General features: G+C 67.0%; 20 protein-coding genes. 13 read left to right on the top strand and 7 right to left on the bottom strand.

Annotation, left to right across the window (positions count from 1 at the left end; genetic code table 11):
• The first annotated feature begins 12 nt into the window (after window positions 1–12).
• The 7 genes from V0R59_RS16155 (at window position 13) to V0R59_RS16125 (ending at window position 8746) form a co-directional block, all read left to right on the top strand.
• Complete coding sequence (locus V0R59_RS16155; protein WP_330076162.1) at window positions 13–792, top strand: phosphate/phosphite/phosphonate ABC transporter substrate-binding protein; 780 nt, start codon at window positions 13–15, stop codon at window positions 790–792.
• A 108-nt stretch (window positions 793–900) separates the two neighbouring features.
• On the top strand, window positions 901–1407 hold the full coding sequence (locus V0R59_RS16150) for a sigma-70 family RNA polymerase sigma factor (protein ID WP_330076163.1): 507 nt from the start codon (window positions 901–903) through the stop codon (window positions 1405–1407).
• Between the two features lies 1 nt (window position 1408).
• A complete protein-coding gene (locus V0R59_RS16145; protein WP_330076164.1) occupies window positions 1409–2350 on the top strand; it encodes a DUF4880 domain-containing protein in 942 nt (313 codons plus the stop codon).
• A gap of 115 nt (window positions 2351–2465) precedes the next feature.
• Entirely contained in the window at window positions 2466–5123 is a 2658-nt protein-coding gene (locus V0R59_RS16140; protein WP_330076165.1) for a TonB-dependent receptor, read from the top strand.
• 105 nt (window positions 5124–5228) lie between these two features.
• Window positions 5229–6236 (top strand): ABC transporter substrate-binding protein, encoded by a 1008-nt coding sequence (locus V0R59_RS16135; protein ID WP_330076166.1) that lies wholly within the window; start codon window positions 5229–5231, stop codon window positions 6234–6236.
• A gap of 54 nt (window positions 6237–6290) precedes the next feature.
• Complete coding sequence (locus V0R59_RS16130) at window positions 6291–7295, top strand: ornithine cyclodeaminase family protein (protein WP_330076167.1); 1005 nt, start codon at window positions 6291–6293, stop codon at window positions 7293–7295.
• On the top strand, window positions 7292–8746 hold the full coding sequence (locus V0R59_RS16125) for an HAL/PAL/TAL family ammonia-lyase (protein ID WP_330076168.1): 1455 nt from the start codon (window positions 7292–7294) through the stop codon (window positions 8744–8746). The genes V0R59_RS16130 and V0R59_RS16125 overlap by 4 nt, the downstream gene beginning before the upstream one ends.
• Before the next feature lie 127 nt (window positions 8747–8873).
• Here V0R59_RS16125 and V0R59_RS16120 read toward each other — a convergent pair whose 3' ends face one another.
• Complete coding sequence (locus tag V0R59_RS16120; protein ID WP_330076169.1) at window positions 8874–9173, bottom strand: DUF3509 domain-containing protein; 300 nt, start codon at window positions 9171–9173, stop codon at window positions 8874–8876.
• Between the two features lie 107 nt (window positions 9174–9280).
• Window positions 9281–9730 carry a universal stress protein gene (locus V0R59_RS16115; RefSeq protein ID WP_330076170.1) on the bottom strand — a complete coding sequence of 150 codons (450 nt, stop codon included), beginning with the start codon at window positions 9728–9730 and terminating at the stop codon, window positions 9281–9283.
• A gap of 153 nt (window positions 9731–9883) precedes the next feature.
• Here V0R59_RS16115 and V0R59_RS16110 point away from each other — a divergent pair, with 153 nt between their 5' ends.
• The 5 genes from V0R59_RS16110 to V0R59_RS16090 all read left to right on the top strand — a co-directional run bounded on the left by V0R59_RS16110 (window position 9884) and on the right by V0R59_RS16090 (window position 15842).
• Entirely contained in the window at window positions 9884–10792 is a 909-nt protein-coding gene (locus tag V0R59_RS16110) for a LysR family transcriptional regulator (protein WP_330076171.1), read from the top strand.
• Between the two features lie 106 nt (window positions 10793–10898).
• Window positions 10899–12440, top strand: a complete 1542-nt coding sequence (locus V0R59_RS16105) for an MFS transporter (protein ID WP_330076172.1) — start codon at window positions 10899–10901, stop codon at window positions 12438–12440.
• Between the two features lie 27 nt (window positions 12441–12467).
• The gene (locus V0R59_RS16100) at window positions 12468–13529 is read left to right on the top strand and encodes an HlyD family secretion protein (protein ID WP_330076173.1); all 1062 of its coding nucleotides are present in this window, start codon (window positions 12468–12470) and stop codon (window positions 13527–13529) included.
• Window positions 13526–14989, top strand: a complete 1464-nt coding sequence (locus V0R59_RS16095) for an efflux transporter outer membrane subunit (protein WP_330076174.1) — start codon at window positions 13526–13528, stop codon at window positions 14987–14989. Before V0R59_RS16100 ends, V0R59_RS16095 begins: the two co-directional genes overlap by 4 nt.
• 58 nt (window positions 14990–15047) lie before the next feature.
• On the top strand, window positions 15048–15842 hold the full coding sequence (locus V0R59_RS16090; RefSeq protein ID WP_330076175.1) for an SDR family NAD(P)-dependent oxidoreductase: 795 nt from the start codon (window positions 15048–15050) through the stop codon (window positions 15840–15842).
• Window positions 15843–16001: 159 nt separating this feature from the next.
• Here V0R59_RS16090 and V0R59_RS16085 read toward each other — a convergent pair whose 3' ends face one another.
• Window positions 16002–16826: an SDR family oxidoreductase gene (locus V0R59_RS16085; protein WP_330076597.1), complete on the bottom strand. Its 825-nt coding sequence runs from the start codon at window positions 16824–16826 to the stop codon at window positions 16002–16004.
• 54 nt (window positions 16827–16880) lie between these two features.
• Complete coding sequence (locus V0R59_RS16080) at window positions 16881–17345, bottom strand: multidrug transporter (protein ID WP_330076598.1); 465 nt, start codon at window positions 17343–17345, stop codon at window positions 16881–16883.
• Window positions 17346–17477: 132 nt separating this feature from the next.
• Between V0R59_RS16080 and V0R59_RS16075 the strand changes: the two genes are divergently transcribed.
• The gene (locus V0R59_RS16075) at window positions 17478–20213 is read left to right on the top strand and encodes an RHS repeat domain-containing protein (RefSeq protein ID WP_330076599.1); all 2736 of its coding nucleotides are present in this window, start codon (window positions 17478–17480) and stop codon (window positions 20211–20213) included.
• Window positions 20214–20284: 71 nt separating this feature from the next.
• Here the strand turns inward: V0R59_RS16075 and V0R59_RS16070 are convergent, their stop codons facing one another.
• From V0R59_RS16070 to V0R59_RS16060, 3 genes are read right to left on the bottom strand one after another with little or no spacing between them, the layout of a single operon-like run.
• Window positions 20285–21736, bottom strand: a complete 1452-nt coding sequence (locus tag V0R59_RS16070; RefSeq protein WP_330076600.1) for a mannose-1-phosphate guanylyltransferase/mannose-6-phosphate isomerase — start codon at window positions 21734–21736, stop codon at window positions 20285–20287.
• Window positions 21737–21769: 33 nt separating this feature from the next.
• Entirely contained in the window at window positions 21770–22426 is a 657-nt protein-coding gene (locus V0R59_RS16065) for an alginate O-acetyltransferase AlgF (RefSeq protein WP_330076601.1), read from the bottom strand.
• 13 nt (window positions 22427–22439) lie between these two features.
• Window positions 22440–23597 (bottom strand): alginate O-acetyltransferase, encoded by a 1158-nt coding sequence (locus tag V0R59_RS16060; protein ID WP_330076602.1) that lies wholly within the window; start codon window positions 23595–23597, stop codon window positions 22440–22442.
• Between the last annotated feature and the right edge of the window lie 10 nt (window positions 23598–23607).

Here is a 23607-nt window from a genome sequence, read left to right as displayed (position 1 = left end):
CCGGAGTCACCCATGGCCTACGCCGAACTGTTGATGTACGTGGCACCGCCCCGGGTCTGCGAGGCCAGCGAGGCCTGGTTGCAACGCACCCTGGCCTTGCTCGGGGCCCGCCGCGATGATGCCGGCCACCTCGACCTGCCGGCGCTGTGGCTGTCGCCGGACCTGCTGTTCACCCAGACCTGCGGCTACCCGCTGATGACGCTGCTGCGGGACAAGGTCAAGGTCATCGGGCGTCCCGTCTACGAGCTGCCCCATGCCAGCGCCGGCAATCATCACAGCCTGCTGCTGGCCCGTGCCGACGATCCGCGCAGCGCGCTGGAAGACTTCTTCGGCAGCCGCGGCCTGGTCAACAGTGCCGATTCCAACTCCGGCATGAACCTGCTGCGCCATCGCCTCGCACCCTTGCAGCGCAATGGCCGTTTCTTCTCCTCGATCCGCTACACCGGCGGCCACCGCGACAGCCTGCGCGCCCTGCGCGAAGGCCGCGGCGACCTGGCCGCCATCGACAGCGTCACCCATGGCTACCTCGCCCGGGATCACAGCGAGGAAGTCGCCGGGCTCAAGCTCGTCGCCCTCAGCGCGCCCAGCCCGAGCCTGCCCTTCATCGGTCCGGCCCATCTTGATGACGCCGCGGTGCAGCGCATCCGCGAGGCCCTCAACCAGACGCTGCCGGAGTTCGCCGAGACCCTGGCGATCCGCGAGATCCTTCCCGCCAGCGCAGCCGACTACCAGATTCTCCTGGATTATCGCGACACCGCCGCTCGCCAGGGCCTGCCCGAGCTAATTCCCTGATCGAATAAATGAATGCAATTTAAATATTTTTAAAGAATAAGCAGTCCCTCTAGCATGGCGTCACCGGACCACCGGACATTTCAGGCAATCCTCCTTCTGGAGTCGTTCATGTCCGGTTTCGACACGTCCCACCGCGATTACGTTGGCGGTCTTTTCCGCAGCCATTATTCCTGGCTGTGCTCGCGCCTGCGCCGGCACCTGGGCGATGGCGGCGCGGAAGACATCGCCGCCGACACCTTCGTGCAGTTGCTCAGCGCCCCGGTCGCCGAGCCGATCCGCCAGCCCAGGGCGCTGCTCACCACCATCGCCCAGCGCCTGATGTACCAGCTCTGGCGCCGCCGCGACCTGGAGCGCGCCTACCTCGATGCCCTGCAGCACGACGACGAAGCCCAGGCGCCGTCGCCGGAAGCACTGGCGCAGATGCTCGAAGCGCTGCAGATCATCGACAACCTGCTCGACGGCCTGCCGGCCAAGGTCAAGGCGACCTTCCTGCTGTCCCAGGTCAACGGCCTGACCTACCCCGAGATCGCCGCGCAACTGGGCATCTCCCAGCGCTCGGTGAGCGACTACATGGCCAAGGCCATCCACCGTTGTCTCAAGGCCAGCCTGGAGTGACATGAGCAGCGAACAGGAGCACCTGATCGAACAGGCCACGCGCTGGATCGTCCTGCTGCGTTCCGGCCACGCCAGCGAGGCGGAGCGCCAGGCTTTCCTGGCCTGGCGCGCCCGTGACCCACGGCACGAGCAACTGTGCCTGCGCCTGGAGCGCACCCTCGGCGTGTTCCAGGTGCCCATCGCCCAGGGCGTGGACGGCGGCGTGCTGCAACGGGCACTGAGCGCGCCGTCGAGCCGGCGCAAGGTGTTGCAGCGAGCCTTGCTCGGCGCCGGCCTGATGATCGGCGGCGGCTGGACCCTGAGCCCCTCGCTGGAATCCTTGCAGGTCGATTTCGCCACCGGCATCGGCCAGCGCCAGACCGTGCAACTGGACGACGGCAGTGAATTGCTGCTCAACGCCCAGAGCGCGGTGGACGTGCGTTTCGACGCCCAGCGCCGGCTGCTCGAATGGCGTGGCGGGGAAGGGCTGCTGCAGGTGGCCGGCGACCGCCGCCCGTTCGTCCTGCGCACCAGCGGCGGCGAGGTGTATGCCCGCGAGGCCCGGGTGCTGCTGCGCGATCGTGGCGAGGAATGCCGGGTCGGCGCACTGGAGGCGCCGTTGCAGATCGTCACCCGTGGTGGCGACCGCCTGCAGTTGCAGGCCGGCCAGGAGGTCAGCTACGACCGCTACCGCTTCGGCCTGGTACGCGCCGTGCGCAGCGGCGACAGCGCCTGGGTCAATGGCCTGCTGGAAGTGCGCGACAGCCCGTTGAGCGAAGTGATCGAGGCGCTGCGTCCCTATCGCCATGGCGTCCTGCGCCTCGACCCGGCCATCGCCGGGCTGCGGGTCAGCGGCCTGTACCGCCTCGACCAGAGCGACCTGGTGCTGGAAGCCCTGGGCCGCACCTTGCCGATCCGCATCACGCGCCGCAGTGATTACTGGGTCACCCTGGTCCCGGCCTGACCCGGTTCTAAGGCCATAACCAAACGATCTGCAAGTTTTCCCCGGCCCGCGCCACAACCCTCCCGTAAGCGCTGCCGAGGGAGTAGCGTCGTTTGATTCCGTGGGGGGAATCGCAGTGCACAAGAATCGACACAACACCATTCGCAAGACCCTGGCCATCGGCCCGCTGCTGGGCCTGCTGGTCAGCGCCGCGGCCCTGGGCGAAGAGGCGCGGCAGACCTATCACATCAACCCGGGTCCGCTGGACGAAGTGCTGCTGAGCATCAGCCGGCAGAGCGGCCAGGTGATTTCCTTCACCCCGGACGTTGGCCGGTATTCCTCGGCACGGGTCGACGGCAGCCTGTCCGCCGAGCAGGCGATCGATGCCGCCCTGCGCGGTACCGGCCTGGCCCTCGAAGTCAGCCCGAGCGGGGCCTTCATCATCAAGGACCGCGGCAACGAGCCGTCGGCCAGCAGCGCCGCTGCGGCGAGCAGCGTGGCCCGGCAGGAGGCCGCCGCCAGCGTGCCGACCCTGGACCGGGTGGTCGCCCTGGGTACGCGGCGCAGCGACGCCACGGCCCTGACCAGCGCCGCGCCGGTGGACGTGATCAACAACGAGGAATTGGTGCAGACCGGTGCCACCACCCTGAACCAGGCGCTGTTCCAGTTGCTGCCGTCGTTCAACTTCCCGCAGAACCAGAGCGCGACCCGTGGGCAGAATCCTAAGGGCGCCTCGCTGCGCGGCCTGGCCCCGGACCAGACCCTGGTGCTGGTCAACGGCAAGCGCCGGCATGCCTCGGCAGTGGTGAACATTTCCGGCGGCGTGCCGTTCATTGGCTCGCAGCCGGTGGACCTGGACATGATCCCGATCAGCGCCATCGACCACGTCGAGGTGCTGCGCGATGGCGCCTCGGCGCAGTACGGCTCCGACGCGGTGGCCGGGGTGGTCAACATCGTCCTCAAGGAGCGCGACAGCGGCGGCCAGCTCAACACCCAGGTGGGCAAGTACGGCCAGGGCGATGGCTTCAGCAAGAGTGCCGATGGCTGGTACGGCCTCGGTCTGCCGGGGGATGGCTTCCTGACTCTGAGCTTCAATGGGGTGAACACCAAGCCCACCGACATCGGCGACCAGTACCAGGCCGGCGGCGCCTGGCAGGACCCGCGCTGGGGTGGTGCCTCCCGCGACAAGTACAACCTCGCGGCCAATGCCGAGGTCGGCCTGAACGACCAGTGGCGCCTGTACAGCTTCGCCACCGTCGGCCAGGACAAGTCGGTGAACAACACGCCGCCGCTGCTGGCCTCCAACCCCAACAACGTCGCGGCGATCTACCCCAACGGCACCATTCCCAAGTATCGCTACCGCTACGAGGACGCCTCGTTCACTGTTGGCTCGCGCTTCGAGGACGCGACCCTCGGGCGCCTGGACATCAGCGCCACCTACGGCCGCGACAAGCATGACGAACTGGCCTTCGACACGGTCAACCCTAGCTACGGCGCCAACAGCCCGACCAGGTTCGATGTCGCCACCCTGGTCAACGAGCAGACCAACCTCGGTATCGACTACGCCAAGGACCTGGCCGTGGGCTGGTCGGACAATCCGCTGACAGTGTCTGCCGGCCTGGCCTACCGCCACGAGCAGTACCGCCTCGAAGAGGGCGACTACGATTCCTATTCCTTCGGCGGCATCGGTGGCGTGCAGGTCGGCGCGGTGCAGGCGTCGGGCCTGATGCCGGACGATGCCGGGACCTACAAGCGCGATGTCGGCGGGGTGTACTTCGGCCTGGAGAACCAGGTCACCGACAGGTTCCAGGTGGGTATCGCCGGGCGCAGCGAGCACTACTCGGACTTCGGTTCGGCGACCACCGGCAAGATCTCCGCACGCTACGAGCTGACCCCGCAGGTCGGCGTACGCGCCACCATCAACAGCGCCTACCGCGCGCCGACCCTGGGCCAGATCGGCACCTCGTGGACCACGACCACCAACGTCGACGTCAACGGCAACCCGGTGCTGACCCGCATCCTCCCGGTCGACCACCCGGCGGCCCAGGCCCTGGGTGCCGAAGCGCTGAAACCGGAGAAGTCCACCAACTACTCGCTGGGCCTGGTGCTGCGCCCGAGCGAGCAGGCCTCGCTGACCATCGATGCCTACCAGATCACCATCCGCGACCGCCTGCTCTACAGCGGCGGCATTTCCGGGCCGGACGCCGAGCGCATCCTCGCCGCGGCCGGCTACGGGCAGTACAGCTGGGCGCAGTTCATGACCAACGCGGCCAATACCCGTACCCGGGGCATCGACATCGTCGGCAAGTACAACCTCGACCTGGAGCGCTTCGGCAACCTGGCGTTGTCGGCGGGCTACACCAAGGCGCGCACCACCATCGAATCGGTGAACGCCAACCCCTATGGCTTCGATGTACTGACCCGGGAAGCGCGGGGCTACCTGGAGCACGGCTACCCCGAGGACAAGCTGGTGCTCGGCGCGGTGCACCGCCACGGGCCGTGGACCGTCGCCCTGTCGCAGACCCGCTATGGCGAGTACCGCAAGTACGCGGCGTCGGCGGCCAACGCGCAGTATGACCAGACCTTCTCGGCGCAGTGGAACACCGACCTCGACGTGAACTACGCGTTCAGCAAGCAACTGAAGCTGTCGGTGGGAGCCAACAACCTGTTCGACAGCAAGCCGGATGATTTCAACCTGCGCCTGCGGCAGACGCCGGGGCAGCAGTACAGCTACCTCGCGCCGTCGGCGCCTGAGGGGGCTTTCTACTACACCAAGCTGACTTACGACTTCTGACCCGCCAATCGCTGGCAAGCCAGCTCCTACAAGGATCGGTGTGCACCGGACCCTGTAGGAGCTGGCTTGCCAGCGATGACGGCCTCAAGAACACCGAGGTAACCGATGAAAACACTCAAGTCCCTGCTGGCCACTTCACTCCTGGCCCTTTCCCTGACCACCCACGCCAGCGACAAACCCCAGACCATCCACTTCGGCGACATCACCTGGGAAAGCGGCAGCCTGATCACCGAGCTGCTGCGCAGCATCGTCGAGAAGGGCTACGGCTATCCCACCGACACCCTGCCGGGCAGCACCGTCAGCCTCGAAGCCGCCCTGGCGAAGAACGATATCCAGGTCATCGGCGAAGAATGGGCCGGGCGCAGTCCGGCCTGGGTCAAGGCCGAAGCCGAGGGCAAGGTGTTCGGCCTCGGCGACACGGTGAAAGGCGCCACCGAAGGCTGGTGGGTGCCGGAATTCGTCATCAAGGGCGACCCCGCGCGGGGCATCCCGCCCCTGGCGCCCGAGCTGAAATCGGTGGCCGACCTGCCGCGCTACGCCAAGGTCTTTCAGGACCCGGAGTCACCGGACAAGGGCCGCTTCCTCAACAGCCCCACCGGCTGGACCTCGGAAATCGTCAACAGCCAGAAACTCAAGGCCTACGGTCTGAACGACAGCTTCGTCAACTTCCGCACCGGCTCGGGTGCGGCGCTGGATGCCGAGGTGTCGACCTCGATTCGGCGCGGCAAGCCGGTGCTGTTCTACTACTGGTCGCCGACCCCGCTGCTGGGGCGCTACAAGCTGGTGAAGCTGGAAGAGCCGCCGTTCGATGCCGAGGCCTGGAAGACCCTGTCCAATCCCAAGGAGCCCAATCCACGGGGCAGCCGCTCGATGCCGGCGCGCCTGGCGATCGGCGTGTCGGCGCCGTTCCATGCGCAGTACCCGGAGCTGGTGGCGTTCTTCAGCAAGGTCGACCTGCCCATCGACCTGCTCAACCAGACCCTCGGCCAGATGAGCGAGAAGCGCCTGCAGCCGCGCGCCGTGGCCCAGGCCTTCCTGCGTGATCATCCGCAGGTCTGGCAGGCCTGGGTACCGGCGGAGATCGCGGCGAAAGTCAGCGGGAGCCTGCAATAATCCGGCGGGCGGTGCGCGTCGAAGACATCGTTTTCCAGCCGTGAGGTAACCGTCATGCAACCGATCTACATCGACTTTCTCAACGGCCTGGACGTTGCCGAACTGAAGCTGGACAACGACGAGGTCCTCGCCGCCGTCGAAGCCGGCCTGGCCTTGCAGGGGCAGGGGGCGGCAGTGATCGAGCCGCGCACCCACCTGGTGCCCGGCGGCGCGGTCAACGGCCACTTCAATGTGCTGCGCGGCGTGCTTGGTGGCGATATCGGCCGCGCCGGGGTCAAGGTGGTCGGCGACTTCGTCGACAACTACCGCCAGGGCCTGCCGTCGGAACTGGCCATCCTCAACCTGATGGACCCGGCTACCGGCGTGCCCCAGGCGATCCTCGACGCCTCGGCGATCACCGACATGCGCACCGGCGCGCTCACCGCCCTCGGTGCCCGTCACCTGGCAAATCCGCGCAGCAAGGTGCTGGGGCATATCGGTGCACGGGGCACGGCTTACTGGAACGTGCGCCTGCTCGACCACCTGTTCGACTTCGACGAGATCCGCGTGCATTCGCGCCGGCCGCAAAGCCGTGAAGCCTTCGCCGAGCGCCTGCGCCGCGACCTGGGCAAGCCGGTGCTGGTCACCGAGGACTGGGAAAGCACGGTGCGCGACGCCGATATCGTCGTCGAGGCGTCGCGCCTGGAACGTCCCGAGCCGCTGCTGCGCACGCAATGGATCAAGCCCGGCGCCTTCGTCGTGCCCTACGGCACCATGAGCGCGGTGGAACTGTCGCTCACCGACATCATGGACAAGCTGGTGGTGGACGACTGGGGCCAGTGCAAGGGTGGCCAGTTCGGTGCGCTGCGGGCCCATGTCGAGGCCGGCAAGCTCAGCGAGCAGACCCTGCACGCCGAACTGGGGCAGATCGTCGCCGGGTTGAAGCCGGGGCGCGAGCATCCGGGGGAAACCATCCTGTTCTGGCATCGCGGCCTGAGCCTCAGCGACATCGCCCTGGGCCATGCGCTGCTGGCCAAGGCCCGGCGCCTGGGGATCGGCCAGCGGTTGCGGTTTGCATGAGCAGTATTGAACTGGGGCCCGACGGTTTCGGACTGGAGCGATTGCTGGCGGTGGTGGATGACGCCGCGCCGCTGCGCTTCGGCCGTGCGGCGCAGGAGGCCATTGCCGGTGGGCATCGCCTGCTGCTCGACCTGGTCGCCGCTGGCGCACCCATCTATGGCGTGACTACCGGGCTCGGCGCAGCGGTGGAGCAGGAACTGGATGATCCCGCGTTCCAGCAGCGCATCGCCGCCGGGCGTGCGGTGGGGATCGGGCGCCTGGCCTCGCGGCGCGAAGTGCGCGCGATCCTCTGCGCGCGCCTGGCCGGGTTGGCCCAGGGGCGCTCGGGGATTTCCCCGGGCAGCGCCGAGGCGTTGCTGGCGTTGCTCGATCACGGCATCCATCCCGAGGTGCCCTTGCTCGGCTCGCTGGGGCAAAGCGACCTGGCGCCGCTGGCCCATGTGACCCTGGCGGTGCAGGGGCAGGGCTGGGTCGAGTACCGCGGCGAGCGCCTGGCGGCGGCCGAAGCGCTGCGGCGTGCCGGCCTGCAGCCCCGGGTCCTGCGGAACAAGGACGGGCTGGCGCTGGTCTCGGCCAACTCGGCGAGCATCGGCCTGGGGGCCCTGTTGATCGCCGAGGTGGAGCGCCTGCTGGAACGCCAGCTGGCGGTGCTGGCGCTGTCTTGCGAGGGCTATCGCGCCGGTCTCGCGCCGTTCCAGCCGTGGGCCGCGCGCCTGCGCCCGGTGCCGGGGCAGGCCGAGGCGTCGGCGGATCTGCTGGTGCTGTTGGCCGGCAGCGACCTGCTCGATCCGCAACAGGCCCGACGCCTGCAGGACCCCTTGAGCTTTCGCTGCGCCACGGTGGTGCTGGGCGCGGCGCGACAGGCATGGCGGCAGGCCCGCGAGGTGCTGGAGATCGAGCTGGGCAGCGGTGCGGACAATCCGGCGTTGATCGCAGAAAGTCGCCAGGTGCTGGTTACCGCCAACTTCGACAGCACGCATTTGGCGCTGGCGTTCGAAGGCTTGGGGCTGGCCTTGAGCCGGCTGGCGGTGGCCAGTGCCGAGCGCATGGCCAAGCTGTTGTCGCCGGCTTCCAGCGAACTGCCGCGCGGGTTGACGATGCGGCCGGGGCGGGTCGGACTGCTCGCGTTGCAGCGCACTGCGGCGGCGCTGGTAGCGGAAATCGTGCACCTGGCCAATCCCTTGCCGGCGCTCAGCGTGCCGGTGGCGGACCGGATCGAGGACTACGCCGGGCAGGCACTGGCGGTGGTGGAGAAGACCGCGACGCTGGTGCAGCGGCTGGAGTGGCTGGTCCGCATCGAGGCGGTGATCGCGGCGCAGGCGGTGGATCTGCGCGGGGGATTGCGGCTGGGGCAGGGTGCGGTCGGGGTGTACCGACAAGTGCGGCGGCGGGTGGGGTTTGTCGATGAGGATCGGGGGATCGATGTCAGCGGGGATTTCTGGGAGCAATGAGCGGACCCTGTGGGAGCGGGTTCACCGGAGCGCCGGACCGCCGCGATGGCGCCGGTGAATTCACTATCGTAATCGCGGGTGAACCCGCTCCCACAGGTCTGCGTTGCCTTGTGTTTATGGCTGGCACTCAGTGATGAGCGCTACTACCCCAGCGACTGGCCCTTTTCCCCTGTTCCGTCATCGCCGCCAGCACTTCCATCGCGCTGTGCCCCTGCTCGATGGCGATGCCGAACCTGACGCTGTCGATCAGGCGCTCCAGGCGTTTCGGGTCGTTGCGCTGGGCCGGGCTGATCAGGCGCTTGGCGATGATGGCGCCGTCGTCGTCGGACAGGGTCAGCATGATGCTGCCGTCGAGGCGCTCGATGCTCAGGTTGACCCGGTACTGCGCCGAGAACGCGGCGCTGATCTGCTGAAAGGGATTGTGCATGACGCGTACACCTTGCAATGACAGTCATCGATTGACTGGGTGAAAAAGGGGGAGTTCAGATCCTTAGCAAGGTGTGGGCCGGATCATCGACGGATGGTCGCTTGCGCTCATGCCGGAGCGACCAGTACCGGACACCCCACCTGATTGATCACCCTGCCGCTGATCGAAGGATCCAGCATCCGCCCGAACCGCGACAGGTGCCGATGCCCCATCACCAGCAACTCGCACTCCAGCTCCCGCGCCTTGTCGACGATGGCTTGCACCGGCTCGTTGGCCACCATGCAGCCGATGCAGTCTTCGAAACCGCTGTCGCGCAGCGCCCAGACCGCCTCCGCCACCGCACGCTCGGCCTGTTGCTGCTCGTCGCAGGCCGCCGGGTATTCCGCCAGCTCGCCACGGGTATAAGGCGCCGCGTGGTCATGCACGGCGAAGCTGCTGTCGATCGCCAGCAGCACGTGCAAGCGGTGCTCCCGCGGCCGGCAGTACTGCCGCACCAGATCGAGCAGGGCAGCGCAGGACGGGGAGGCATCGATGGCGATGAGGACCGGGCGGGACATGGGCAACTCCTGGGCAGACGACGAAAACAGGGCATTCTCGCCCCATCGCCGTGCCCCGATAAATGGCCCGGCATGCACTGGAATGTTGCGCCAGACGCAATCCGCCAAGCTGTTAAGATCGCGTTCCCATCATTCGCCAACTGGAACCCGGCCATGCCACTCCCGGACATGAACCTGCTGGTCGCCCTCGATGCCCTGCTCGACGAAGGCAGCGTGGTCGGTGCGGCCCAGCGCATGAACCTCAGCCCGGCGGCCATGAGCCGGACCCTGAGCCGCATCCGCGAGGCCCTCGGCGACCCGATCCTGGTCCGCGCCGGTCGCGGCCTGGTGCCCACGCCCCGCGCCCTGGCCCTGCAGGAGCAGGTGCGGACCCTGGTGGAGCAGGCCGGCCAAGTGTTTCGCGGCGGCGACGAAGTGGACCTGAGCAGCCTCGACCGTGCCTTCAACATCCGCACCAACGATCTGTTCATCGCCCTCTATGGCGCCCGCCTGCTCAGCCTGCTGCACGAGCAGGCGCCGCGCATCGTGCTGCGTTTCGTGCCGGAAAGCGGGGGCGGTGATGACGACACGGTGCTGCGCGACGGGCGTACCGACCTGGTCCTAAGTTCGAGCATCGACCTCGGTCCGGAGATCAAGGTGCAGAGCCTGTTCAACACGGTGTTCATCGGCCTGGCGCGGCAGGACCATCCGATCTTCGACGGCGAGATCACCCCCGAGACCTTCGCTGCCTATCCGCAGATCAGCGTGTCGCGGCGCGGCCGCGCCAATGGCCCGATCGATGTCGAGCTGGCCAACTACAAGGTGCAGCGGCGGGTGGCGCTGGTGACGCCGAGCTTCTACTCGGCGATGTTCTCGCTGCCGGCCTCGGACCTGATCCTGCCGATGCCGGCGAACATCCTCAACAGCGTGCGCCGCCTCGGCCTGCCCCTGCGTTCCTTCGAGATTCCGCTGCCGATGGAGCGGGTCACGGTGATGCAGGCGTGGCACCCGCGGTTCGACAACGACCCCTCCCATCGCTGGCTGCGCCAGACCGTGAAAACCTGCTGCGAAGTCGATCCATGATCGACCGATTGCGTCTGGTGCAACTGTAAGCTGCCAATAAGTCAGTTTTCGTCAGCATTCAGGCTTTTTAGACTTCTCCAGGTCAATTTGTTGCTGGAGATTTCTAATGACATCCCTGTCCGCGCCCCTTGCCGCGCCTGCTGCCGCTCCCGTGGCAGCCGTCCCCGCGCAGCCGGCGTTCGGCCTGCGGGTGGTGCTCGGGTTGTTCGGTGTGCTGCTGGCGGTGCTGTGTGCCGGTCTCAACGAGATGGTGACCAAGGTGTCGCTGGCCGATATCCGCGGTGCCATGGGCATCGGCGCCGACGAAGGCGCCTGGCTGGTGGCGGTGTATGCCGCCGCCTCGGTATCGGCCATGGCCTTCTCGCCGTGGCTGGCGACCACCTTTTCCCTGCGTCGCTTCACCCTGTCGGCCATCGGCCTGTTCGCCCTGCTCGGGCTGGTCCAGCCGTACGCCCCGGACCTGCATAGCCTGATGCTGCTGCGCATCCTGCAAGGCCTGGCCTCCGGCGCGCTGCCGCCGATGCTGATGAGCGTGGCCCTGCGTTTCCTGCCGCCGGGGATCAAGGTCTACGGCCTGGCCTGCTACGCGTTGACCGCCACCTTCGGCCCCAACCTCGGCACGCCGTTGGCCGGCCTGTGGACCGAGTATGTCGGCTGGCAGTGGTCGTTCTGGCAGATCATCCTGCCGTCACTGCTGGCGATGTTCTGCGTTGGCTGGGGCCTGCCCCAGGACCCGCTGCGCCTGGAGCGCTTCCGCCAGCTGGACTGGCGCGGCGTGCTGCTCGGCCTGCCGGCGATCAGCTCGCTGGTGCTCGGCCTGACCCTGGGCGATCGCTGGGGCTGGTTCGACTCACCGCTGATCTGCTGGCTGCTCGGCGGTGGCCTGGTGTTGCTGGTGCTGTTCATGTTCAACGAATGGTCCGAGCCGCTGCCGTTTTTCCAACTGCGCATGCTGGGCCGGCGCAACCTGAGCTTCGCCCTGGTGACCCTGGCCGGGGTGCTCATCGTGCTCTCGGCGGCGATCAGCATTCCGTCCGCGTACCTTGCGCAGATCCAGGGCTATCGCCCGGTGCAGACCAGCCCGCTGATGCTCCTGGTGGCGATGCCGCAACTGGTCTCGCTGCCGCTGGTGGCGGCGCTGTGCAACATCCGCGCGGTGGACTGTCGCTGGGTCCTGGCCTGTGGACTGGGCATGCTGGCGCTGGCCTGCATCGGCGGCACCCAGCTCACCTCCGAGTGGATCCGCGACAACTTCTACGTCCTGCAACTGCTACATGTGTTCGGCCAGCCGATGGCGGTGCTGCCGTTGCTGATGCTCTCGACCAACGGCATGACCCCGCAGGAAGGTCCGTTCGCCTCGGCCTGGTTCAACACGGTCAAGGGCCTCGCCGCCGTGATCGCCAGCGGCCTGCTGGATGCCCTCGGCACCCTGCGCCGGCATTTCCATTCCACTCACCTGGCCGACAGCCTGGGCAACGCGCCGTTGATCGACGACAGCGCCGCGGGCCTGGCCAGGCGCATCCATGAACAGGCCCTGGTGCTGACCTCGGCCGACCTCTACCTGGTGGTGGGCTGCATCGCCGTGGCCCTGATCTGCCTGATTCCCTTCGTGCCTACCCGGGTCTACCCACCGCGCGCGGTGGCCTGAGCCCGGAAGAATTCGAGACTTGCCAAGATGACCAACACCCGCAAGAACATCCTGATCGGCTCGGCCCTCGCCCTTGCCGTCCTCGCTGCCATCGGCGGCCCGCACCTGCTCGGCAACGACCACCGGCAGAGCACCAACGACGCCTACGTCAGCGCCGACTACACCGTGGTCGCGCCGAAGGTAGCCGGCTTCATCAAGGACGTGCTGGTGGACGACAACCAGCGGGTCCAGGCCGGGCAACTGCTGGCCACCATCGACGACCGCGACTACCAGGCCGCGCTGGATGCGGCCCAGGCCCAGTTGCTGGTGGCCCGTGCGCAGAGCGCCGATGCCCGCGCCACCCTGGAGCGCCAGGCCGCACTGATCGCCCAGGCCGATGCGGCGGTGAAGGCGGCGCAGGCCGAGGCGGCCTTCGCCGACCATGAAGTGACCCGCTACAGCCGCCTCGCCGAACAGGGCGCCGGCACCGTGCAGAACGCCCAGCAGGCGCGCAGCGGGGTCGACCAGGCCCGCGCGCGGCTGGCCAACGCCCAGGCCGCCCTGCTTGCGACCCGCAAGCAGGTGGACATCCTCGAAGCCCAGGTCGCCAGCGCCGACGGCCAGCTCAAGCGCGCCGAAGCCGGGCTGGAGAAGGCCAACCTGGATCTGTCCTACACCCGCATCGTCGCCCCGATGGACGGCATGGTCGGCGAGCGTGCGCTGCGGGTCGGTGCCTACGTCAACCCGGGCGCGCGCCTGCTTTCGGTGGTGCCGCTGAACCGCGCCTACGTACTGGGCAACTTCCAGGAAACCCAGCTCACCCACGTGCAGCCCGGGCAGCCGGTGAACATCAGCGTCGACACCTTCTCCGGCGAGACCCTGCGCGGCCATGTCGAAAGCATCGCCCCGGCCACCGGGGTGACCTTCGCTGCGGTCAAGCCGGACAACGCCACCGGCAACTTCACCAAGGTGGTCCAGCGCATCCCGGTGAAGATCGTCTTCGATGCCGACCAGCCACTGCTTGAACGCCTGCGCGTCGGCATGTCGGTGGAAGCGACCATCGACACCCGTGGCGATGTCCTCGCCGGCAAGGAGGTCACCGCACGATGAACAGCCTGTTTCGTCTGAGCCCGCTGCTGCTTGGCCTGGTCCTGGCCGGCTGCACCCTGGGTCCGGATTTCCGGCGGCCCGACAGCCAGGCCCCGCAACACTGGGCCGCGCTGCAGGGCGAGGCTGCACCGAGCCAGCCCCGGGCCGAGCCGCTGGAGCTGCGCTGGTGGGAAAGTTTTCACGACGCTCGCCTCAGCGCATTGATCCAGCGGGTCGCCGACAACAACCTCGACCTGCGCATGGCCACTGCCCGCCTGGCGCAAAGTCGCGCCTTGCGCAGCAGCATCGCTGCCGAGCAAGCGCCGTCGGTCGATGTGAATGCCGGCTACAGCCGCGCCCGCAACAGCGCCGAAGGCCTTAGCGACCCGTCGGGCAACAGCGGCAAGGCGGCGTACAACCTGTGGCAGGGCGACCTGGTCGCCGGCTGGGAACTGGATCTCTGGGGCCGGGTGCGGCGCCAGGTGGAAGCCGCCGATGCCAGCGTCGAAGTGGCCGAGAACGACCGTCGCGGTGTGGTGCTCGCCTTGCTCGCGGAAACCGCCGGCGACTATATCCAGCTGCGTGCGGTGCAGCACACCCTGGCGGTGACCCGCGACAACCTCAAGGTGGCCCGGCACAGCCTGAAGCTGTCCAACGACCGCCAGGCCCAGGGTGTCGCCACCCGTCTCGACGTGGCCCAGGCCAGCGCCCAGGTGGCGTCGATCGAGGCGCGCCTGCCGACCCTGGAGGCGCGGGAAGCCGACCTGGTCAACGCCCTGAGCCTGCTCGCCGCCGAGCCGCCGCGCAGCCTCCAGAACGAGCTGCTGGCGCCTGGCGAACTGCCCGCGCCGCAACAGCGCTTCGCCATCGGCTTGCCGTCGGAACTGGCCGAGCGACGTCCGGATATCCGCCAGGCCGAGGCACGCCTGCATGCCGCCACGGCCAGCATTGGCGTGGCCAAGGCCGACTTCTACCCGAGCATCCGCCTGTCCGGGAATTTCGGTTTCCAGGCCATGCAGCTCAGTGACTTCGGTGCCTGGGATTCCCGTCGTTTTGCCATTGGCCCGCAGGTGTCCCTGCCAATCTTCGAGGGTGGGCGCCTGAGTGGCGTGCTCGAACTGCGCGAGGCGCAGCAACAGGAGGCGGCGTTGAATTATCGCCAGGTGGTGCTGCGTGCCTGGCATGAAATCGATGATGTGCTACGCCTGTACAACGCCAGTCAGTTGCGTCGCGATCACCTGGCCGAGGCCGTGCAGCAGAACCGCATCGCCCTGGAAACCGCGCAGCGCCAGTACGTCGAGGGCGCGGTGGACTTCCTCAACGTGCTCAGCGTGCAGGGTGCGCTGCTGGCCAGCGAGGAACAGTGGATCGACAGCTCGGCGGCGGTGTCCCAGGCGTTGGTGGGCTTGTACAAGGCGCTGGGCGGGGGCTGGCAGGCCTTCGATCTTGCTGAGACAGCGCAACTGGCCAGGCAGCGCTGAACCCGTCCCCACAAGGTTCGCGTCGCTCTTCGAATCGAATTCATTCCCGGAGGCTTTCATGCACATTTCCCTGAACGGCAAACGCGCCATCGTCAGTGGTTCCACCGCCGGTATCGGCCTGGCCATCGCCATCGGCCTGGCCGAGGCGGGGGCCGAGGTGGTGCTCAACGGGCGCACCCAGGCGCGGGTCGACCAGGCCTTCAAGCAGGTTCGCGAGCGCGTGCCGGCGGCGCGGCTCATCGGTGTCGCCGCCGACCTCGGCAGCGCCGAAGGCGCCCGCCAGCTGTTCGAGCAGGTGCCGCAGACCGACATCCTGATCAACAACCTGGGGATCTTCGAGCCCAAGGGCTTCTTCGAGATCAGCGACGAGGAGTGGCAGCGCTTCTTCGATGTCAACGTGCTGAGCGCGGTGCGCCTGTCGCGCTACTACGCCCAGGGCATGAAGGCGCGCGACTGGGGCAGGGTGCTGTTCCTTTCCAGCGAGTCGGCGTTGCAGATCCCCACCGAGATGATCCACTACGGCACCACCAAGACCGCGCTGCTGGCGGTTTCCCGCGGCCTGGCGGAAACCCTGGCCGGCACCGGGGTGACGGTGAACGCGGTGCTGCCGGGACCGACCCGCTCGGAAGGGGTGGGGGATTTCTTCGGCGAGATGGCCAAGGCCCAGGGCGTGTCGACGGCAGAACTGGAAGCCAGCTTCATTGCCGAGCATCGGCCCAGCTCGATCATCCAGCGCCTGGCGACGGTGGAGGAAGTGGCCAACCTGGTGGTGTACCTGGCATCGCGCCAGGCCAGTGCGACCACCGGGGCGGCGATGCGGGTGGATGGCGGGGTGGTGCGGTCGATCGCTTGAGCCCTTCAGAGTCGGTTCGCCTCCCGATCTGAATACCAGCGCGTACCCTGTGGGAGCGGGTTCACCCGCGATTGCGGTAGTGAATTCACCAACGTAATCGCGGGTGAACCCGCTCCCACAGGGCCCGCGTCGCTCTCTCGGCCTATGTTGTGAAGCTCGCTACAACTGCCGATCCAGCCCGAATTTCTTCTTCAACACCTTCTGCAGCAACCCGCTCGGCAGCCAGCGCGCCAGCAACGGCAGCGCCCGGCTGCCATTGCCCAGCCTGACAAGGCCCGGCACCGGCGACTTGCCTACCGCCTGCAACACCCCTCGGGCAAACTCGCTGGCCGGCGTTGGCTTGTCCTGGGAGGCGCGGGCCCGTGCCCGGATGTTCTCGCGCAGCGGCCACCACGGTGAATCCGGCCGCAACAGCTGCTCCGCCTGGTGCCCTGCATTGCTGGCGAAACTCGACTGGATCGCCCCCGGCTGCACTTCCATCACCCGCACGCCGAACGGCGCCAGCTCCAGGCGCAGCGCGTCGCTCAGGGCATGTACCGCCGCCTTCGACGCGCAATAGGCCCCGGCGAACGGCGTCACCAACACCCCGGACACACTGCCGATGTTCACCACCAGCCCGCGGCTGCGGCGCAGCGCAGGGAACAGCGCCCGGGTCACCCCGACCACGGCGAAGACATTGGTCTCGAACTGCTGGCGCAACGCCTCGACCCCGCCATCCAGCAGCGGTCCCATGGCGCCGTAGCCGGCGTTGTTGATCAGCACATCGAGGCCGCCATGCTCGTGCCCGATGGCATCGGCCAGGTGCTGCAGGGCCTGGCCATCGTTGACGTCCAGCTTCCAGGTACGAAACCCCGCGGCCTCCAGCTGTACCACGTCCTCGGCGCGGCGTGCCGTGGCCCATACCGTGTAGCCGGCATCGCGGAAGGTATCGGCCAGGGCGCGGCCAATGCCGCTGGAACATCCGGTGATCAGGGCAATGGGCATGGAGCGGTCCTTCGTGTTGAGGAGGAGGGAGGAGCGATCATACTGCCGGCCTGGTCAGTCAGCGAAGCTGCCCTGCAGGTGTTCGGCACGGAATTCCAGGGTTTGCGGGCGGTAGCCGGAACGCAGCGGCGGCAGGGGCAGGCAGTCGCTCCAGTCGGCGCCGGCCTGGAGTTCGCCGGGGCCGCGGTAACGCGGTGCGGCGTAGGTGTTCTCGGCCAGGTTGACGCTATCGCCGGGGGCGTAGGCGGCGACGCGCCAGCGCAGTTCGGTCAGCGGCACATCGTTGCCGTTGTTCATCCGCACCCGCAGCGGGCGTCCGGCGGGGCATTCCTGAGGCACGTAGTCCAGGCGCAGTTCCAGGCGGGCCAGCTGGCGTGCCTCGCGGTTGTCCAGCCAGACCACCCAGAGCCCGACCATCACCAGCCCGAGCAGCGCCGCCAGCGATACCGGCAGTGCCTTGGCCGGATAACGCAGGAGCAGGACCAGCCAGGTCAGGATAAGCAGGATGCCGACGATCATGATGGATGCCCCGGGAAAGACGATTCCACGATCCTAGCGGCAAGGGCCTGACCTGTCATTTCTGCCAGCTGTGCCAGTGGGGCGTTGCGGTTATGTTGGCCGGATTCCCGATACGAGAAAGGCCTTGCTGCCATGCCTGCTGCCCTTCATGCCTTGACGCCGGTGCTTGCCGTCCAGGACCCCCGGGGGCTGGCCTTGCGCAAGGTGGATTATTGTCGGGTAGTCGCGAACGAGGTGGCCGAGCGCCGGGTCCAGTGGGCGCGGCATGATGCCTTGGGGCATCGGCTGGAGAGCCGGGACCCCCGGCTCTGGGCCTTGCACGGGCGGGATGGTACGACGCCGGCCAATCTGCGCCAGGTGCATTCCCTTTCGGGCCGTGAGTTGAGCCGCGACAGTGTCGACGCCGGATTTGCCTGTGTCCTGTTCGGTGAGGCCGGGCAGACGGTCTGCTTCGAAGACGGCAAAGGCACTCGCCGCGAACTGGAGTACGACGCGCTGCTGCGTCCATTGGCACTGCATGAGCAGGGGCAGTGCAGCGAGCGCTATCTCTACGCCGACGCCAGCGCCGAGCATGCCCTGAGCAATGCCTGCGGCCGTCTGCTGCGGCATGACGATACGGCGGGCAGCCTGGCGTTCGGCGGGTATTCGCTGGGCGGTGGCGTCAGGCGCGAGACGCGGCGTTTCTGCCTTGCCACGGACTGGCCGGACTGGCCTGTGCCGATCGAGCAACGCGATGCCTTGCTGGAACCCGAGGTCGCGTGCAGTAGCTGGAGCCATGGGCCGCTGGGCGACCTGCTGGCGCAGGTCGATGCCGCCGGCAATCGCCAGCGCTTCGGCCTGACCGTGGCCGGGGAACTGCGTGATGTTCACGTGCAGCCTGGCTCGGGAGCGGAGCAGCCCGTACTGAGTGAAACCCGCTACAACGCCTTCGGACTGATGCAAGACGAACGCTTGGGCAACGGCGTGATCATCCACCGCTGGTACCGCGAGGAAGATGGCCGGCTGCTGCGTTTGCTCAGCCGGCGGGTCAATGGCGAGGCCTTGCAGGACCTGCACTACAGCTACGATCCGGTGGGCAATATCGTTGCCATCGAAGACCGTGCCCAACCGCTGCGTCATTTCGCCAACCGGCGCATCCCGCCACGCTGCGAGTATGTCCACGACAGTCTCTATCAACTGTGCGAGGCGACGGGTTGGGAAGCCGGGGCGGTCAGCCGCGGGCCCGGCTCCCTGCTCGATCCCGGCGCGGTGAGCAACTACCGACAGCGCTACCGCTACGATGCCGGGGGCAACCTGCTGGAGCTGACCCATATCGGCGCCCAGGCCCATGGCCGCACGCTGGTAGCGGAGCGGCATTCCAATCGCTGCCTCGCCGAAGGCGGGGACTTTGCCGGCAGCTTCGATGCCAACGGCAATCTGCTGCGCCTGCAACCCGGCCAGGATCTGCTGTGGAACCTGCGCAACGAGTTGCGGGAGGTCCGGCCCGTGGTGCGAGATGGCGCAGCCGACGATTGGGAGCTCTATCTCTACGATGGTGCCGGCCAGCGTGTGCGCAAGTGGGCATCGAGGCAGGCGGCGAATCGCACTCACAATCGCGAAACCCGCTATCTGCCGGGGCTGGAGCAGCACAGCGATAGCGCCTCCGGCGAGCGATTCGAGGTGATCGTCCTGCAAACCGGCACCTGTGGTGTGAGAATCCTCCACTGGCTGGATGGACGTCCTGATGAAGTGCCGCAGGATCAGGCACGCTACGCCCTTGGCGATCATCTCGGCTCCAGTTGCCTGGAGCTGGACAGTGAAGCGGCGCTGATCAGCCACGAGGTGTTTCATCCCTTCGGCAGCACGGCCTGGTGGGTCGCTCGCAGCGAGATCGAGGCGGGCTACAAGACCCTGCGCTACTCCGGCAAGGAGCGCGATGCGACCGGGCTTTTTTACTACGGTGCACGTTATTACCGCACGGACTGGCAGCGCTGGCTGAGCCCGGATCCGGCGGGCGTGGCAGATGGTTTGAACCTGTACGGTTTCGTGCACAACGCCCCGATGGGGTTCGTTGATATCCACGGGCACAACGCTTTTCCATTTGCGGCTATCGAATCCAGTGAAGTCAGGGCGAAGGCCAGCGCAGGTCGGTTCATGGAAGCCCAGGCACAGGCCCGGCGGGAGGCTTCCAAGGATATTGCGGTCATCAACGACTGGATCGTTTCGCTGGTTCCGACTGTCGACTTTCAATCCATGACGCTCTTCGACAATCGCCTGAACAACAGCCTCTACACGTCACGGTCGATGGTTGCCGGCATCGACTTCATCGTCAAGAAAATGCACTCCCCGGAGCGCGCCCTGCGCGAGGAACTGGCCTACCGGGTCAGCGAAGCCCTGGGCTTTCATGTGGTACCCCCGGCCAAGGCGCGGGCCAAGTCACTGGTTCAGCAGAGGGTGCCGAATATCAAGGATGCCCGGGGCAGCGAGCGCAAGCTCTCGGACCGCGAAAAGCTGTTCTATTTCCTGATCAACGAGTTTGACGACAACTCGGGAAACCAGTTGTGGGACGAGGAGGGTGGCGTGCAGTTGATCGATCACGAGGCCGCTTTCACTACCCGGGACAATGCGGTCTACAACCTGTCCACCATCGACCTGACCAGCGCCCTGGATAAAACGGCCTGGGAGCGTTTCAAGGGGATCGGCGCCGCTGAGTGGAAAAAGGTCCTGGGTGGCGATAGGCCGAAGCTTCCAAAGGCAGAAGCGAAAGCCTTCATGACGCGCGTCGATGCCACCAGGAAGGCGATGCAGAAGCATATCGACCGGGGAGCGGTTGGCTTTGGCCAGAGGCGTGGTTTGCTGCAGAAGGCGCTGGGGCGAAAGGTCGCATGAGGCCTGTGAGGTTCGCCGGGTGAAACGACTTCACCAGCCCGTGCCGGCACTGGTGAAGTCGGTCCGGTCTGTTATTGCGCGATGGTCTTGATCGAAACCCCACGCTCCATCGGCGTCGAGCGTCCGTAGATATCCTCGAAGCGCTCGATATCGTCCTCGCCCAGGTAGCTGCCGGACTGCACCTCGATGATCTCCAGCGGGATCTTGCCCGGGTTGCGCAGGCGGTGGACCGAGGCGATCGGGATGTAGGTGGACTGGTTCTCGGTGAGCAGGAACACGTTCTCGTCACAGGTCACTTCGGCGGTGCCGGACACCACGATCCAGTGCTCGGCGCGGTGGTGGTGCATCTGCAGCGACAGGCTGGCACCGGGCTTGACCGTGATGTGCTTGACCTGGAAGCGGCCGCCCATGTCCACCGAGTCGTAGGAGCCCCACGGTCGATACACCTCGCAGTGGGTCTGGGTCTCGCTGCGGCCCTGGGCGTCGAGGGTGTTGACCAGTTGCTTGACCCCCTGAACCTTGTCCTTGTGGGCGATCATCATGGCGTCCTTGGTCTCGACCACGACGATGTTCTCCAGGCCGATCACCGAGACCAGCTTGCCGTTGCCATGGATCATGCAGTTGCGGCTGTCCTGCACCACCACGTCGCCCTTGGTGACGTTGCCGTGGTCGTCCTTGGGGTGCACGTCCCACAGCGACGACCAGCAGCCGACATCGCTCCAGCCGGCGGACAGCGGCACCACGCAGGCGCGTTGGGTCTTCTCCATCACCGCGTAGTCGATGGAGTTGTCCGGGCAGCAGGCGAAGGTGGCTTCGTCGATGGCGGTGCTGTCGCCGTCTTCCTGGCTGCGTTCGAGGGTCAGCAGGCAGGTGTCGTAGATGTCCGGGTCGTGCTTCTTCAGCTCTTCGAGGAAGCGGCTGGCGCGGAACAGGAACATGCCGCTGTTCCAGAAGTAGCCGCCGGCCTGGACGAACTCGCGGGCGCGTTTTTCATCCGGCTTCTCGACGAACTGGGCGACCCGGCTGATGCCTTCGGGCAGCAGCGCGTCCTGGCTGGAACGGATGTAGCCGTAGCCGGTTTCCGGCTTGGTCGCGGGGATGCCGAACAGCACCATCTCGCCGCGCTCGGCGGCGACGGTGGCCAGGGCCAGGGCACGCTGCAGGGCCTTCTGGTCGTCGATCACATGGTCGGCCGGCAGCACCAGCATCAGTTCGTCACGGCCTTCGTTGACCAGCTTCATGGCGCTGAGGGCCACTGCCGGCGCCGTGTTGCGGCCAAAGGGCTCCATGAGGATCGCCTGGGTCTCCAGCTTCAGGTTGCCCAGCTGTTCGTTGACGATGAAGCGATGGTCCTTGTTGCACACCACGATGGGCGCGTCCATGCCTTCGAAGACCAGGCGCGACAGGGTCTGCTGGAACAGCGTGTGCTCACCGGTGAGGGCGAGGAACTGCTTGGGGAATTGCTTGCGCGACAGTGGCCACAGACGGGAACCGTTACCACCGGACAGGATGACTGGAATCATGGGTGTTCTCCAAATAGCTGCAAGTGAGGTGGATCAACGGGTCGCTACCGGGCGCTTGACCCAGACTGGCGAGAGGTTGCTGCCGGAGCCGGTGACGTAGAGCACCGCCGCTTCGCCGCGTTCGAGGGCGACGGGCTTGACGTCGCTGACCTTCTTGTCGCCTTCGTACAGGGCCAGGCTGACTTTCACCGGGTTGATCTCGCGTTCGCCACGGCTGCTGGCGGCCACCGGCTTGACCACTTCGGTCTTGCCGTCGGCGGTCTTCAGGGTCAGGGCCTGGTCGCTGAGGTTCTGTACCCGCACCAGCGATTTCTGCTTGTTGCGGAACGGCGGTTCTTCCACCAGCTGGGCCTTGCCGTCGGCATGGTTGACCAGGGTGTAGTAGTGGTCGGCGGCAAGCTTCACCGGCAGGTTCTGGTTGCCCACCTTGGCGCTGTAGTCGCCTTGCGGCATGAAGCTGAAGTCGCTGCTGGACTGGGCGCCGACCTGGTTGATCGGGGTGTTGCCGACGCTGGCGGCGACCGGCGCGCTGGAGGCGTTGTACAGGCGCACGAAGGTCGAGCCCTTCGGTGCGCTCGGGCCGTAGAGCGCGGCGTCGGCGCCGGCCCAGGCCTGCAGCGAGGCGAGGGTGAGGCCGGCGGCCAGGGCGCAGGCTTTGGCGATGCGGTGCTTGGAAGTGTGCAAGGTCATGTGCGTTTCCTCTTCAGTGTTCCGTCCGATGGGACGACAGGGCCAGCTCTTGATTGGCAGTACGGGTTTGTTTCAGCTGTGCGATCCAGTGCGGATCGAAGCCGCTGAGATCGTTCTTGATTGGCAGATAACGCTCGGGGAATTCCCACACCAGCAACTGGGGCGGGTTGTTCTTGAACTCGTCGCTTTGCAGGTACTTGAGCATCGGCAGGATCGGCCCGTGGCCGTCCTCGGCGTAGTTGGCGACGTCGCTGTGCAGGGCCTGCTGCAGGGCGCCAAGGAAGTTCCAGTTGGGGTTGGCGCTGTAGCTGGTGCCGACCAGGGCCACGGGAATCTGCTTGTCGCCGAACAGCGCGGCGTCGCCTTCGCCAGCGTCCTGGGCCGGGCGGGTGCTGCGCTGTTGCAGCCGGTCCGGGGCTGGCATGAGGTTGCTGAACAGCGGGTCCAGCGGCAGGAAGTTGGTCAGGTCGCCCTTGTGTTCCTTCTCGCCGTTCTTCTCGGTGATGAAGGTCTGCGGCTCGCCGCTGAGCAGGGTCTGCCGGGCCACGGCGTCGGCCAGTTGCCGGGCTGCGACTTCGGCGCCCAGCGGCGTCCAGTGGCTGTCGGTACGCAGGAACACCTGGCCGCGAGACTTGGCGGCCTGCAGCGGACCGAACAGGTCGGGGGCGAAGATGTTGGCCTGGCGGGCCTGGGCGTGGAAGGCGTTGTACAGGTCATCGTGGAGGCTGGCCGGGGCCTGCTCGCCGATGAACTCGGGATACACCCGGGCCTTGGCCGGGACGATGGCCAGCAGCAGTTCCACGCCATGCTCGCGCAGGGTGTCGCGCACGCCGCGCAGCAGGGCGAGGTTTTCCGCCTCGCTGGCCTCGGCATGGACCGCGGGCTTGAACTCCTCGTCGCTGAACAACCATTGGTCACGGCCGAGGACGACGCCCGGACGACCTTCGTTGAACAGCTTGAAGTCCAGCGCCGCCCACAGGTTGGTGCCGATGCGCTTGAGCGGGAACTGCTCGTCGTAGTGGGTCTCGGTGGCCTTGGCCAGCTTGCCGTCGAGCAGGCTCATCTGCGCCGTGCGCTGGAACCCGGCGAAGCCGCCGAGGGACCACAGGCCCAGCGCCGTGAGCAGGGCGAGGAACAGCAGCGAATAGAAGATACGTAGTGATCGGGTCATGGTCGGCTCG

The organism is Pseudomonas ulcerans (genome assembly GCF_036324125.1).
GTDB lineage: Bacteria > Pseudomonadota > Gammaproteobacteria > Pseudomonadales > Pseudomonadaceae > Aquipseudomonas > Aquipseudomonas ulcerans.
This window is presented reverse-complemented; position numbering and strand designations above follow the sequence as displayed.

What these genes read in the sequence shown, in the direction of transcription:
- V0R59_RS16145 (WP_330076164.1), top strand. Translation starts at nt 1,409, where the DNA reads ATGAGCAGCGAACAGGAGCACCTGATCGAACAGGCCACGCGCTGGATC.
- V0R59_RS16075 (WP_330076599.1), top strand. Translation starts at nt 17,478, where the DNA reads ATGCCTGCTGCCCTTCATGCCTTGACGCCGGTGCTTGCCGTCCAGGAC.
- V0R59_RS16100 (WP_330076173.1), top strand. Translation starts at nt 12,468, where the DNA reads ATGACCAACACCCGCAAGAACATCCTGATCGGCTCGGCCCTCGCCCTT.
- V0R59_RS16060 (WP_330076602.1), bottom strand. Translation starts at nt 23,597, where the DNA reads ATGACCCGATCACTACGTATCTTCTATTCGCTGCTGTTCCTCGCCCTG.
- V0R59_RS16150 (WP_330076163.1), top strand. Translation starts at nt 901, where the DNA reads ATGTCCGGTTTCGACACGTCCCACCGCGATTACGTTGGCGGTCTTTTC.
- V0R59_RS16070 (WP_330076600.1), bottom strand. Translation starts at nt 21,736, where the DNA reads ATGATTCCAGTCATCCTGTCCGGTGGTAACGGTTCCCGTCTGTGGCCA.
- V0R59_RS16130 (WP_330076167.1), top strand. Translation starts at nt 6,291, where the DNA reads ATGCAACCGATCTACATCGACTTTCTCAACGGCCTGGACGTTGCCGAA.
- V0R59_RS16065 (WP_330076601.1), bottom strand. Translation starts at nt 22,426, where the DNA reads ATGACCTTGCACACTTCCAAGCACCGCATCGCCAAAGCCTGCGCCCTG.
- V0R59_RS16155 (WP_330076162.1), top strand. Translation starts at nt 13, where the DNA reads ATGGCCTACGCCGAACTGTTGATGTACGTGGCACCGCCCCGGGTCTGC.
- V0R59_RS16120 (WP_330076169.1), bottom strand. Translation starts at nt 9,173, where the DNA reads ATGCACAATCCCTTTCAGCAGATCAGCGCCGCGTTCTCGGCGCAGTAC.
- V0R59_RS16095 (WP_330076174.1), top strand. Translation starts at nt 13,526, where the DNA reads ATGAACAGCCTGTTTCGTCTGAGCCCGCTGCTGCTTGGCCTGGTCCTG.
- V0R59_RS16110 (WP_330076171.1), top strand. Translation starts at nt 9,884, where the DNA reads ATGCCACTCCCGGACATGAACCTGCTGGTCGCCCTCGATGCCCTGCTC.
- V0R59_RS16115 (WP_330076170.1), bottom strand. Translation starts at nt 9,730, where the DNA reads ATGTCCCGCCCGGTCCTCATCGCCATCGATGCCTCCCCGTCCTGCGCT.
- V0R59_RS16090 (WP_330076175.1), top strand. Translation starts at nt 15,048, where the DNA reads ATGCACATTTCCCTGAACGGCAAACGCGCCATCGTCAGTGGTTCCACC.
- V0R59_RS16125 (WP_330076168.1), top strand. Translation starts at nt 7,292, where the DNA reads ATGAGCAGTATTGAACTGGGGCCCGACGGTTTCGGACTGGAGCGATTG.
- V0R59_RS16135 (WP_330076166.1), top strand. Translation starts at nt 5,229, where the DNA reads ATGAAAACACTCAAGTCCCTGCTGGCCACTTCACTCCTGGCCCTTTCC.
- V0R59_RS16105 (WP_330076172.1), top strand. Translation starts at nt 10,899, where the DNA reads ATGACATCCCTGTCCGCGCCCCTTGCCGCGCCTGCTGCCGCTCCCGTG.
- V0R59_RS16080 (WP_330076598.1), bottom strand. Translation starts at nt 17,345, where the DNA reads ATGATCGTCGGCATCCTGCTTATCCTGACCTGGCTGGTCCTGCTCCTG.
- V0R59_RS16085 (WP_330076597.1), bottom strand. Translation starts at nt 16,826, where the DNA reads ATGCCCATTGCCCTGATCACCGGATGTTCCAGCGGCATTGGCCGCGCC.